This is a genomic window from Microbacterium sp. UFMG61, from assembly GCF_015354505.1.
Lineage (GTDB): Bacteria > Actinomycetota > Actinomycetes > Actinomycetales > Microbacteriaceae > Microbacterium.
The window spans coordinates 18,628-31,645 of sequence record NZ_JACAFP010000010.1 but is presented as its reverse complement, the minus strand read 5'-3'; the positions used below and the strand labels follow the sequence as shown (position 1 = coordinate 31,645).

Annotated in this window: 11 protein-coding genes; 7 read left to right on the top strand and 4 right to left on the bottom strand. The window is 66.9% G+C overall.

All coding sequences use genetic code 11. The annotated features are described in order from the left end of the window. Positions 1 to 117 precede the first annotated feature (117 nt). From IXW21_RS12980 to IXW21_RS12960, 5 genes are all read left to right on the top strand, one after another. Positions 118 to 2,121, top strand: coding sequence for an acyltransferase family protein (locus IXW21_RS12980; protein ID WP_194764677.1), 2,004 nt, complete (start codon positions 118 to 120; stop codon positions 2,119 to 2,121). Between the two features lie 90 nt (positions 2,122 to 2,211). After that, positions 2,212 to 3,348, top strand: a complete 1,137-nt coding sequence (gene glf, locus IXW21_RS12975; protein WP_194764676.1) for a UDP-galactopyranose mutase — start codon at positions 2,212 to 2,214, stop codon at positions 3,346 to 3,348. Between the two features lie 11 nt (positions 3,349 to 3,359). Continuing rightward, positions 3,360 to 5,264, top strand: coding sequence for a glycosyltransferase (locus tag IXW21_RS12970; RefSeq protein WP_194764675.1), 1,905 nt, complete (start codon positions 3,360 to 3,362; stop codon positions 5,262 to 5,264). 47 nt (positions 5,265 to 5,311) lie between these two features. Next, positions 5,312 to 6,103: an ABC transporter permease gene (locus IXW21_RS12965; RefSeq protein WP_194764674.1), complete on the top strand. Its 792-nt coding sequence runs from the start codon at positions 5,312 to 5,314 to the stop codon at positions 6,101 to 6,103. After that, positions 6,103 to 6,837: an ABC transporter ATP-binding protein gene (locus IXW21_RS12960; protein ID WP_194764673.1), complete on the top strand. Its 735-nt coding sequence runs from the start codon at positions 6,103 to 6,105 to the stop codon at positions 6,835 to 6,837. Before IXW21_RS12965 ends, IXW21_RS12960 begins: the two co-directional genes overlap by 1 nt. A 27-nt stretch (positions 6,838 to 6,864) precedes the next feature. Here IXW21_RS12960 and IXW21_RS12955 read toward each other — a convergent pair whose 3' ends face one another. From IXW21_RS12955 to IXW21_RS12940, 4 genes are all read right to left on the bottom strand, one after another. Next, positions 6,865 to 7,503, bottom strand: a complete 639-nt coding sequence (locus tag IXW21_RS12955) for a hypothetical protein (RefSeq protein WP_194764672.1) — start codon at positions 7,501 to 7,503, stop codon at positions 6,865 to 6,867. A 5-nt stretch (positions 7,504 to 7,508) separates the two neighbouring features. Then, entirely contained in the window at positions 7,509 to 8,465 is a 957-nt protein-coding gene (locus IXW21_RS12950; RefSeq protein WP_194764671.1) for a glycosyltransferase family 2 protein, read from the bottom strand. Between the two features lie 101 nt (positions 8,466 to 8,566). Beyond that, positions 8,567 to 9,865, bottom strand: a complete 1,299-nt coding sequence (locus tag IXW21_RS12945) for an O-antigen ligase family protein (protein ID WP_194764670.1) — start codon at positions 9,863 to 9,865, stop codon at positions 8,567 to 8,569. After that, complete coding sequence (locus IXW21_RS12940; RefSeq protein ID WP_194764669.1) at positions 9,862 to 11,277, bottom strand: O-antigen ligase family protein; 1,416 nt, start codon at positions 11,275 to 11,277, stop codon at positions 9,862 to 9,864. Before IXW21_RS12940 ends, IXW21_RS12945 begins: the two co-directional genes overlap by 4 nt. Positions 11,278 to 11,364: 87 nt before the next feature. Between IXW21_RS12940 and manA the strand changes: the two genes are divergently transcribed. Both manA and IXW21_RS18435 read left to right on the top strand, forming a co-directional pair. Beyond that, a complete protein-coding gene (gene manA / locus IXW21_RS12935; protein ID WP_194764668.1) occupies positions 11,365 to 12,504 on the top strand; it encodes a mannose-6-phosphate isomerase, class I in 1,140 nt (379 codons plus the stop codon). A gap of 148 nt (positions 12,505 to 12,652) precedes the next feature. Beyond that, positions 12,653 to 12,970, top strand: a complete 318-nt coding sequence (locus tag IXW21_RS18435) for a WhiB family transcriptional regulator (protein ID WP_267238708.1) — start codon at positions 12,653 to 12,655, stop codon at positions 12,968 to 12,970. Positions 12,971 to 13,018 lie beyond the last annotated feature (48 nt).

Sequence of the window (13,018 nt, the reverse complement as noted above, 5' to 3'; positions counted from 1 at the left end):
GGATATTGTCGAGGAAGCGTCTCCGCTGACCCGAATCGGTGGAGGCCTCACCCCCGACGACGTCCGAACGAGGTGCTCGGAGTGCCCACGACAGGGATCGCCGCACGATCTGCGTCGATGTCCGCACAGTATCGCGCGGACATCGACGGCCTGCGGACGCTCGCGATCGTGCTCGTCGTCGTCTATCACGTGTGGCTCGGCCGAGTATCCGGCGGTGTCGATGTCTTCCTGATGGTCTCGGCGTTCCTGCTGACCGGATCGCTCGCCCGGCGCGCGGTCGACGGCACACCTCTGGCACTGGGATCCTTCTGGAGCCGCCGGTTCCGACGCCTCGTCCCGGCGGCCGCCGTCACGCTGCTCGGAGTGCTCGGCGCGGCCTACGCGTTCATGCCGCCGACGCAGTGGCCACGGATCTGGACCGAGACCCTCGCGAGCCTCTTCTACGTCGAGAACTGGCAGCTCGCGTTCTCCGAAGTCGACTACTACGCCAGGGACAGCGCGGAGACGAGTCCGCTCCAGCACTTCTGGTCGCTCTCCATCCAGGGACAGGTGTTCCTCCTCTGGCCCGTCCTGATCGGGCTCGTCGCGCTCCTGTTCCACCGCCGGCGACACCTCATCCGGCCGGCGCTCATCGTCGTCTTCGTCGCGGTCTTCGCCTGGTCTCTGTGGTTCTCGATCGTCGAGACACGAGACGCGCAGGCGTTCGCCTACTTCGACACCCGTACGCGTCTGTGGGAGTTCGCGGCCGGCTCCCTCCTCGCGCTCCTGCTCCCGTTCATCCGTCTGCACACCCTCGCGCGCGTGGTGATCGGCTGGGCGGGCCTCGCGGGCATCGTCCTGTGCGGCATCGTGCTCGACGTCCGCGGAGGGTTCCCCGGGTACCTGGCGCTCTGGCCGGTGCTCTGCACGGCGGCCGTCATCATCTCGGGCGCTGAGCCGACGCGCGCCGGCCCCGCCGGGTTGCTCGCCTCGAAGCCGCTGTCCTCGCTGTCGAGCGATGCCTATGCTCTGTACTTGGTGCACTGGCCGATCCTCGTGATGTGGATGGTGATAACGGAGACCGATCGCGTCGGGGCGGTCGAGGGTCTCGCGATCATCGCTCTGTCGCTGATCGCCGCCAGGCTGCTGTCGCGGTGCGTGGAGCGGCCGCTGCGCGGCCCGTCACGGACCGACCGTGCCACAGCGCTCCGAGGCATCGCGGTCGTCGCCGCGTCCGTCGTCCTCGTCGCGGGCGCCACGGGCGGCTGGCGCTGGAGCGAGCAGAACCGCGCGGCCGAGTTCGCCGCGTCGGCCGCCGACTCCGACTATCCCGGCGCAACGCAGGTCGAGGTGTCGCTCGACATCGCGAGCAGCGACGCTCCCATGATCCCGGGGCCGACCGAACTCGCGTTCGAGTGGAGTGCTGTCGGTCCCGAGTGCGCGGGGCGATTCGCCCCGTCGGCTGCCGTCCTCGAAGGCTCGTGCAACCAGAGCCCTGACGTCGAGGAGGCGGGCACCAGGATCCTCGTGATCGGCGACTCCCACGCCCAGCAGCTCTCGGCTCCGCTGATCGCGCTCTCCGAAGACCGCGACCTCGCGGTCCTGACGCTTCTGCGTGGCGGATGCACGGTCGGCCTGCTCGAGGAATCTCGCAACGCTTCGCAGGAGTCGTGCGAGCCGTGGGTGCGTGCATCACTCGACTACGCCGCCGAGGTCCGGCCCGACGCGGTCTACATCGTGGTGACCCGCGCAGACGCCGACGAGCCGGAGCGCCTGCTCGACGGGATCGAGGAGGCCGTCGAGTCCCTGCGGGCGGCTGACATCCCGGTGATCGGCGTGCGCGACAACCCGAGGTTCTCGTTCGACATGTACGAGTGCGCCGTCGATGACTCGCAGACGTGCGCTGTTCCGAGGGAGGAGGTGCTGGCAGAGGAGAACCCCGCGTCCGCGTTCTCCGACGTCATCACCATGGTCGACTTCACACCGTGGCTCTGCCCCTGGGACATGTGCCAGGCGACGATCGGCAACATCGCGGTGTACATCGACGACAACCATCTCTCGCGCACCTACGCCCGCACGCTCGCTCCTTTCCTCGACAGAATTCTGGCCGAATCCACGCAGGTGGCCCTGCCCTCAGCGTGATCGCAACTCGCGCCAGCTAAAATGTGGAGGCGCGTGCCTCTGCAGGGTGCGCCGAACGTCTTGTCGGTCAGCCTCAGGAAAGTTGCATCAATGGATCTCCTCGTCGTCGGGTCGGGCTTCTTCGGCCTCACCATCGCTGAACGCGCAGCTGCCGCCGGACGGAAGGTGACGGTCATCGATCGTCGTCACCACATCGGAGGCAACGCCTACAGCGAGAACGAGCCGGAGACCGGGATCGAGGTGCACCGCTACGGGGCGCACCTCTTCCACACGTCGAACCCCACCGTCTGGGAGTACGTCAACCGCTTCACGACGTTCACGAACTACGTGCACCGGGTCTACACGAATCACAACGGCGTCGTGTTCCCGCTGCCGATCAACCTCGGCACGATCAACCAGTTCTTCAACGCGGCGCACTCGCCCGACGAGGCGCGCGCGCTGATCACGGAGCTGGCGGGTGAGTTCGACCCGAAGGACGCGCAGAACCTCGAGGAGCGCGGCATCGGACTCATCGGCCGCCCGCTGTACGAGGCGTTCATCCGCGATTACACCGCGAAGCAGTGGCAGACCGATCCCAAGGACCTGCCTGCGGAGATCATCAGCCGGCTCCCCGTGCGCTACACCTACGACAACCGGTACTTCAACGACCGGTGGGAGGGCCTCCCGACCGACGGCTACACCGCGTGGATCGAGCGCATGGCCGACCACGAGAACATCGAGGTCAAGCTCGACGTCGACTACTTCGACGAGTCGCAGCCGCTGAACAAGAAGGCCACGGTCGGCCAGGTGCCCGTGATCTACACCGGTCCGGTCGACCGCTACTTCGACTACGCCGAGGGCGAGCTGTCGTGGCGCACGCTCGATTTCGAAGAAGAGGTCCTGCATACGGGCGACTTTCAGGGCACGCCCGTCATGAACTACGCGGATGCCGACGTGCCGTACACGCGCATCCACGAGTTCCGTCATTTCCACCCGGAGCGCGAGGACCGCTATCCGAAGGACAAGACGGTCATCATGCGCGAGTTCTCGCGCTTCGCGACGCGTGAAGACGAGCCGTACTATCCCGTCAACACCCCGACCGACCGCTCCGGGCTGCTCGCGTACCGCGAGCTGACCAAGGGCGAGCAGGACGTGCACTTCGGCGGCCGCCTCGGCACCTACCAGTACCTCGACATGCACATGGCCATCGGCTCCGCACTGTCGATGTGGAACAACGACCTGGCCTGACGGGAAGCGCAATGACAGACAACACGAGCACGGACTTCGTCGCCGTCAACCACACCGTCTTCCCCACCGAGGGCGTCGCAGAGGTCTCGGCCCTGTACGTCGACACAGGCTCGGGTGACGGCTCCCAGCCGGGTGAGGCCTATGAGATCGTGGGCCGGCGCAGCATCAAGGTCTACGCGCACCGGCGCGTCTCGCTGAGCACGTACTTCAACGCGTTCCCGGCGAGCTACTGGCAGCACGGGACCAAGGTGCGCTCGGTGCGTCTCGTCGCCGAGGTCGAGGGCAAGGGCCTGATCTCGGTCTACAAGTCGAGCGCGCGCGGTCGCGCGTCGGCCCTGGCGTCGAAGTCGTTCTCCGACGAGACGGTCGCGTTCGACCTGCCGATCACGTCGTTCATCGACGGCGGTTCGTACTGGTTCGACATCGCCGCCGGAAACTCGGATGCCACGCTGGTCAGCGCCGAGTGGCAGGTCGCGATTCCCGAAGGCTGGACGCCTGGCAAGACCACGGTCGGCATCACGACCTTCAACCGCCCGTCCTACTGCCTGAACCAGATCATCGCGGTCGGGCAGAACGAGCACGTCCACGACGTTCTCGACCGCGTGATCGTGGTGGACCAGGGCACCGACCTCGTCTCGGACCAGCCCGGCTTCGCCGAGGCGGCGGCGAAGCTCGGCGACAAGCTCGAGATCCTCCGCCAGCCGAACCTCGGCGGGTCCGGCGGCTTCTCGCGTGCGATGTTGGAATCGCTGTCCTCGGAAGAGAGCCGTTACGTGCTTCTCCTCGACGACGATGCGATCTCCGAGCCTGAGGCGATCGTCCGAGCCGTGCGCTTCGGCGACTTCGCGGTGACGCCCACGATCGTCGGTGGCGGGATGCTCCACCTCGATGACCGCTCGGTCCTGTACACGCAGGGCGAGGTATGGGACCAGCGGAAGTCGTGGATGCGCCCTTCGGGCGCGAGCGAGTACGATCACGACTTCGCCGAGGAGCCGCTGCGCGAGACCCCGGAGCTGCACCGATACCTGGGGGCGGACTTCAACGGATGGTGGATGTGCCTCATTCCGACCGCCATCCTGCGCGAGATCGGCCTCTCGCTGCCGGTGTTCCTCAAGTTCGATGACATCGAGTACTCGCTCCGCGCGCGTGAGCACGGCTACCCGACCGTCTGCCTGCCCGGCGTCGCGGTGTGGCACATGGCCTGGCACGACAAGGACCCCACGCGCACGTGGGAGGAGTACTTCATCCACCGCAACCGGGTGATCACGGGCCTCCTGCACTCGCACGTCGCCAAGGGCGGGATCCTCCCGCTGCACTCGTTCCTCGGCGACATCAAGCTGCTGTTCATGCTGCAGTACTCCGCCGTCCGGCTGCGGCACGAGGCCCTGCGTGACGTGATGCGCGGCCCCGGTGTCCTGCCCGAGCTGTTGCCCGGAAAGCAGGCGGAGATCCGCCAGATGCGGACCGCGTACATCGACTCCGAGGTCGTCGAGGATCTGTCGGCGCTGCCGCCGGTCCGACGGTCGTCCGTCGCGATCCTCGGTGGTGTGCGGAAGCCCACGAACCCGATCGCGGCGCTCATCCTCGCCGCGCGCGTGGGGGTGCGACAGCTCGTCATCAAGCAGTCGCCCGGAAGCCGACGCAATCCCGAGCGGATCATCTCGGCGCAGGACATCAACTGGTGGCGTTTCGCTGACATCGATTCCGCGCTGGTGACCTCTCCCGACGGCCTCGGCGTCGCGTGGTATCAGCGCGACCGAGCGACGATGCACCGCTTCCTCTGGCGGAGCATCCGCCTGAACCTCGGGCTCGCGCGCAGCTGGAAGACCCTCGCGGCAGAGTACGCGGACGGCACCCCGAAGGTCACGTCACCCGAGCAGTGGCGCAAGACCTTCGAGAGCGTCCAGAATGGCTGAGTGTCGTCCGCAGCGTGCGACACATGCGGTCTGAGCACAGGAGCCCCATGAGCAGTTCGACCGTCGGGTCGCCTGGCACGCCCCGCCGCTATGCGCATTCGCTGTGGCTGCTCTCAGGACGTGATCTGCGCGTCCGCTACGCGACAAGCTTCCTCGGGTACATCTGGTCGGTTCTCGACCCGCTGGTCATGAGCGCGATCTACTGGTTCGTTTTCACGCAGGTGTTCCAGCGCAGCGTCGGCGAGGATCCGTACATCGTCTTCCTCATCGTCGCGCTCCTCCCGTGGGTGTGGTTCAACGCAGCGGTGGGTGACTTCACGCGCGCGTTCCGCAAAGATGCGCGTCTCGTGAAGTCCACCGCGATCCCGCGTTCGATCTGGATCAACCGCATCGTCCTGAGCAAGGGGATCGAATTCCTCTTCTCTCTGCCCGTGCTGGTGCTGTTCGCGGTGTTCAGCGGCGCCACGGTGAGCTGGGGTCTGCTCTGGTTCCCTGTCGCGATCATCATGCAGGTGGTGCTGCTCGTCGGGCTCGGACTCCTCGTCGCTCCGCTGTGCGTGATCTACTCAGATCTCGAACGCACCACAGCGCTCGTGCTGCGTGTCCTCTTCTACGCCTCCCCGATCATCTACAGTTTCCGCGACCTTCCGGAGCCGTTCCACACGATCGGCGCGTTCAACCCGTTGGCAGGCATCTTCACCCTGTACCGCGTCGGCTTCTTCCCGGATCTGTGGGATCCCGTGCCCGTGCTGGTCAGCGCCCTGATGTGCGTCGGAATCCTCGCGCTCGGTATGTGGACCTTTCGTGGTCTCGAGGCCACCGTCCTGAAGGAGCTGTGATGTCGGCTGCCATCGAAGTATCAGGGGTCGGAGTGCGATTCCGTCGGAATCGACGTGGCCGCCGCAACATCAAGGATCTGTTCGCCGGGCTGTCGCGGCGGTCTCGCCCCGGCGAGTTCTGGGCGCTGCGCGACGTCAGTTTCACGGTCGAGCCCGGAGAGTCGATCGGAGTGGTCGGACGCAACGGTCAGGGCAAGTCGACCCTGCTGCGTCTCGTCGCGGGGGTTCTGCTCGCGGATGAGGGCTCGGTCACCGTCAACGGCGGCGTCGCGCCGCTGATCGAGATCACGGGCGGCTTCGTCGGAGATCTCACGGTGCGCGAGAACGTGCGACTGATGGCCGGTCTGCACGGCATGGGCAGGAACGAGATCTCGCGTCGGTACCACAGCATCATCGCGTTTGCCGAGCTCGCCGGATTCGAGGACACCCCGTACAAGCATCTTTCGAACGGTATGAAGGTGCGACTCGCCTTCTCCGTCGTCTCCCAGCTCGACGAACCCGTCCTGCTTGTCGACGAGGTTCTGGCGGTCGGCGACAAGGCCTTCCGTGAGAAGTGCTACGGGCGCATCGACGAGCTGCTCGCCGAGGGGCGCACGCTGTTCTTCGTCAGTCACAGCGAGCGCGATCTCCGTCGCTTCTGCACGCGCGGCCTCTACCTCGACAGGGGAGCGCTCGTGCTGGACGCACCGATCGCTGAGGTGCTCGATCGGTACAACGAGGATCACAACTCCTGATCGTGGTCTGGCCGGGGTCGGCTGAGGTCAGAGACCGACGACGCTCCGCACCGCGTCGGCGGCGGACAGAGCCGACGACACCGCGCCCGAGGAGTCGCCCCCCGCGGACACCGCGGACCTCAGGTCACTGAGCGCCTGTGCGTAGGCGGCGACGCTGGCGTGCCAGTCCGACTCGATCGACGCGGGAGGAGGAGACTCCGACAGCCGCTGCGCGTCGTTCTGCAGCGTGTCGACGACGTCCACAGCATCCTGTCCACTGGTCTCTCCGACGATGTCGAGGCCGGTCAGAGCGTCGTCCAGCCATCCCTGCACCGTGTCGCGGAACACGCCGACACTGGGATCGGCAGGCGGCGGGGGAGTCGTGATCGGAGTCATGGTCGGCTCCGGTGCGGGCGTCGGCTCAGCGGTCGCGGTCTCCGTGGGGGCGGGAGTGGCCGAGGGACTCGAGGTGGCGGTCGGAGTGGCGGTGGGAGTGGCCGACGGCGACGGAGTGCCGCTCACGTCCGGTGCGGGTGCACCCCCTCGCGGCAGGAGGAACAGGAGCAGCACGGCAGCCACCAGGAGTGCGGCGATCGACAGACCGACGATCAACCAGACACGGCCGCGGTTGTTCGGCTTCGGCGGCAGAGGCGCCCAACGCAGCTCGGGCTGTGGCTCGTCGGTCATGTTCGTCAGTCCTCCAGAGGAGCCATCGGCTGCCAGGATCGGTCGCGGCCGAGCCGCCCGCCTTCCCTGAGGCCGCGGAACAGGTTGCTCGTTCCTCGCACCGTGCGCTCGACGAACACCAGGCGGATCAGCTCCTTGGCGAACGTCATCGCGGTTCCGAGGCCGAACAGCACCGGGTTGTACACGCCGTGCACTCGGTAGTAGTTCTTGATGTACGCGCGGTTTCGCATGATGTAGAAGCGGTACGCGTTGCTCGACGCGTTCATGTGGCGGATGCCCATGTCCCACTGCTTGATCTCACGCGTGCGACGGAGGACGAACTCGTCGACGATGACGGCGGTCGTCTTGCGTGAGGCGAGCCAGCCGTACATCTGGTCATCCCAATAGATGAAGAACCGGGGGTCTGGCAGCCCGATCTGCGTCACGATGGAGCGGTGGATGAACATGCCCTCGAAGCATCCGCTGTTCATCTCCTTGAACCCGGAGGCGTCGAAGCCCGAGGGGGCGAAGGGGATCGGGATGCCCATGCGTTCGGCGATCCGGTACTGCCAATAGAACTCGCTGCCGTCGTAGTCGTAACGCCGGCCCTGGATGCTCTTGAAACGCGGCGCCCACCTGCCCATCTTCGCGAGCCCGTCGGGAACGACCTCGACATCGTCGTCCATCATCCAGATCCACTCGGAGCCGAGCTCGTACGCGGTGCGCATGCCCTCGCTGAAGCCGCCCGAACCGCCGGTGTTCGTCTCGAGGCGACGATAGACGAGTTCGGTGCCGAGACGCGGACGGAAGGATTCGACGACATCGGTGGTGTCATCGGACGACGCGTTGTCGATGACCACGACGTGACCGGGCTTCGGCTCCATGGCCGTGATGCTCTCGAGGAGTCCGGTCAGGAGATGTGAACGGTTGAAGGTGACGATGACGATCGTCGCGGACGCCGGTTCGAAGGGGACGTGTGTCACGAGGTGGGATCTCCGGAAGCTGTGGGCCCCGCGGGTCGCCGCGAGCTGAGACCAGCCTACCTGGCCTCGTTCGGAATCCCCCGAGGGCGCGGGGGACGGATCTAGTACTCGGAGCGAAGCGTGGGGATCGCGCCGGTGTGGGCGGCGTCGATGTTCTCGCGCCAGGATCGGGACTGTCCCGCCCGGAGCGCGCACAGCACGAGCATGAACCACCCTGCACCCACGATCGTGAAGCTCTCGAACATCGACTCGACCGCGAGGGTGACCAGCATCAGCGGGGTCCACGCGTACACGACCGAGCGGCGCACGCTCGCGACCAGCCAGGACCGCACCAGGGCGACACCGCCCAGGAGCAGGAACAGCACGAGACCGGCGGCTCCGAGCTGCAGCAGGACGTCGAAATAGGCGTTGAGTGCGCTCTGGTGTCGATCGGCGAGTTGGAAGTTGATGAACGTGAACGGGTATTCGCCGCGTGCCCAGGAGCCGAACCAGCCCCACCCCTCGATCGGCTTCAGCGCGACGAAGTCGAGGATCTTGTTCCACAGCGTCGCGCGGATCGAGAAGTCGGACCCCGCGTTCATCAGCGCGATGATCGAGTGCCGCAGCAGGAAGGCCGCCGTGAGGGCCAGAGTCACCAGCACGCCGAGCACCCACTGCACCAGCGAGCGTCGTTCCGGCGGGGCATGCCGCACGATCGTCAGCGCGACGGCGACGGTGGTCACGGCGGCCGCGAGAACGAGCACGGTCGGAGACGCGGAGAGGAACGCGAGCAGGAGCGCCAGTCCCATGGAAGGCACAGCGATCCGAGCGTTCAGAGACTGAGATCGCCACTCGACGAAGAAGGTGATGAGAGCGATGACCGTGACGAACCCGAGCATGTTGCGGCTGCCGAAGATGCCCTGAACGGGACCGCCGAGCGCGAGATCACCCTGGATGCCGAGGAAGACGAACGGCAGATCGAGCAGGATCCCCGAGAGGATCTCCAGCCCGAGGGACAGAGCGAGAAGGGCGCGCAGCGTGTCGCCCAGGGCGCGGACCGTCTGCAGCGTGTCGCGGATGTGCCCGACCGTGATCGCGAGGAATGCGAAGCCGAGGAGCTCGAGCCAGCCGAACAGCGAATCGCTCTTGTCGGTCGTCCATGCGATGCTGACCAGCGCCCAGGCGAGGAAGGCGAGCAGCGATGAGGGGGCGATGCGCAGGAGCGACAGCTCCTCGCGACGGACCCACAGGGTCCCGAGACCGAGCACGCACAGACCGGCGATGATCGTGGCGAGCGTGACCCGCGAGGTCATCCTCTCGATGAGGTACGACCCGAAGACGGCGGCCAGGACGGTGATCGTGAAGGCGCGAGCGAACTCCGCCGAGCCGAGCAGCCGCCCGAGTCGGTGTCCCGCCGTCACGGAACCCGCCGCACTCGCTCGCCGCGCTCGATCACTCGCTGGCGCTCGCCGATGCCGACGAGCGGCACGGCTTTGATCTTGAACGAGAGCAGGATCAGGAGCATCCACCCCCAGAGCATGATCGGCGTCGACTCGGTGAGCCCCTGCACGAGCAGGACGACCGTGAACAGGCTGGGGAGAAGCGTGAGGGGGGAGTAGTCGCGGTCGGAGTCGAGATCCCACCGCGGCCGGTCGACGGCGAAGAACCACGACCGCCAGAGCAGGCTGAGGTAGGCGACCGCCATCAGCACGACACCCAGCACGCCGAGCTGCATCAGCACGTCCAACCACATGTTGTGCGCGTGGAAGACGGTGATGCCGTGGTCTTCGATCCACCCCGCGAAAGCCGGGTCGAACGGAACCCACGGGCTCGAGAAGCCGTTGCCGAACAGCGGATGCTCCGCCGCGCGCTCGAGCACCTTCTCCCAGATGACGTCGGAGCGACCGGTGAGGTCGCTGCTCCGGCCGAGGAGTCCGAGCAGCGGCTTCTGCAGGAGCCAGAGCGCGGCGCCCACCACGACCGAGCCCCCGATGAAGATCACGTAGAGCCGGGTGCGAGCGCCGGGTGTCGTCGTGCGCCGCATCAGCAGGGCGACGAGGAGCACCACGAGGGCGGCCGCCGCGCACGCGAACGCGGTGGCGGAGCTCGCGCGGACGAAGAAGAACGCGGCGAGCAGAGTCCACAGGGCCAGAGTGGTGCGCCACCGCGCTCGGGCGGCGAACAGGACTCCGAAGGTGATCATCGCGAACAGACTGATGATCGCGAGCAGGTTCGAGTTGCCGACGATGCCCTGGATGCGCTCCCCGTCGAACAGATTGCCCCGCACCCAGTACCAGTGCGGGTCGATCTCGCCCTCGGGCCTCTCGAAGAAGTTCGGGAGGATCGGACCGTGCACGACGAGCGCGACCCAGAGCTCGAGGGCGAGGGACAGCCCGAGGATCCACTTGAAGGCGGATGCGAGCGCGCGCACGATCTCATGCCAGGTGAGCACGTGCGCGATGAAGAGAGCGGTCAGCGTGACGGTCGCGAGCAGCGCCCAGGTGAGCAGGGTGGCGCCTCGCCATTGCGACCAGGCGAAGGAGACGAGCGCGAGGACCGTGTAGGCGGTCGCGGCCCAGGGGAGCCGTCGCCAGGCGAACGGCTGCGGCCGGCTCCGCGCGATCATCGGCACCCCGATGGCCAGCGTCGCGATCAGGAAAGCGGCGAGCGTGATCACCGCGCCGACCTCGCCGACCAGGTTGTAGACGGCGGAGTGCGCGAACGTCGTGATCAGCACGAGGATGATGTACCCGCGCAGCAGGAGATGCCCCGTCGACTCGCGCTCGGGCGCGCGAGGAGGGGCTGACACCGGGTGCTTCGTGTACTGCGCCATCGCGTTCAGGCTACAGCGCGCGGCCGATGCTGCACCTGATCGGCGGCACCGCATCGGCGATCCGCCGGGTGCACATACGCTGGGAGCATGCTTCTGAGCCTTTCCAACACGCCCCGTGACTACGCCTGGGGGTCGCAGACACTCCTCGCCGAGCTTGAGGGCCGCGCGCCGGCTGTCGTTCCCGAGGCGGAGGTGTGGTTCGGCGACCATCCCGGCGATCCCGCCGACGTGGCGGGCGGAGGCACTCTCGACGCGGTGACGGGCGGTTCGCTGCCGTATCTCCTCAAGCTCCTCGCAGCGGCCTCGCCGTTGTCGATCCAGGTCCACCCGACGGTGGACCAGGCTCGAGCGGGCTGGGCGCGAGAGGCTGGTCTCGCCTCCGACGACCCCGCACGCAACTATCGCGATGACAACCACAAGCCCGAACTGATCGTGGCTCTGAGTGAGCGCTTCGAATCGCTGAGCGGACTCCGACCCGTGGGCGACACGCTGGAGCTTCTGGGGGTGCTCGGCGAGCGCCCTGGTGTCTCTGCGCTCAGAGACCGCCTCGCGAGCGGAGACGACGCGCTGGGCGACACGCTCGGCTGGCTGCTGTCCGGCGAGGCTCAGGTCGAGGTGGATGACGTCATCCGAGCCGTGCAGGATGCTGCGGCGACGGAATCGGGCGAGTGGGGCTCCACCATCCGCGCCGTCTCCGCGATCGCGGACACCTATCCGGGGGATCCCGGAGTCGTCGTCGCGCTGCTGATGAACCATGTCGTGCTCCGCCGCGGCGAAGGGATCTTCCTGCGCGCCGGACTCCTCCACGCGTACGTCTCGGGGCTCGGCGTCGAGATCATGGCGGCGAGCGACAACGTGCTGCGGGGCGGTCTCACGCCGAAACGCATCGACGTGGCCGAGCTGCTGTCGGTCCTCGATGCGACACCCGGGGAAGTGCCTGTGCTGCGACCGGCAGACACCGGGGTCGTCACCGACTACGAGGTCCCCGTCGCCGATTTCGCCCTGCGTCGCGTGGAACTCGCCGGGTCCGACGTCGCCGTGCGCGTGTCGGGGCCCACCATGGTGCTCGTCACCGCCGGTTCGGTGACCGTGCGCGGGTCCGCGGGAGGTCCGCTCGACATCGCGATCGGAACCGCGGCGTTCGCGACCGAAGAGGAGCGCGAGCTCACGCTGTCGGGAACCGGCGAGGTCTTCGTCGCGTCTCCGGGTGACCCGGACGGTGCCTGAGGGTTTCGCGACACGCCGTACGAGGGTCAAGAACCTTCAAGAGGCTATTGAGGGTTTACGATCCGCGACTTGACCGGAGCGAATCACACGGGTGTAATTAGTCATGCACGGCCCGCCGAGGGGGCGGAACAAAGGGTTGGAGATCGAGATGACGGGTTACCGTTCAGACGTACCGGAGAACTGGTTCGTCGATCCCATCAACCTCGGTGTTCCCGGGGTTCGAAAGGTCGAAGCCGACGACGAGAACGCTCTCGCCTGGCAGAGTGACGCGCTGTGCTCGCAAACGGATCCTGAGGCCTTCTTCCCGGAGAAGGGCGGATCGACCAGAGACGCCAAGCGGATCTGCACCTCGTGCGATGTGCGTGGCGAGTGCCTCGAGTACGCACTCAACAACGACGAGCGCTTCGGTATCTGGGGCGGCCTCTCCGAGCGTGAGCGTCGCAAGCTCAAGCGCCGCGCGAGCTGACGGCCGATCTCCCCGCTTCGCGACCACGCCGCATCCACTGCTCCGGCG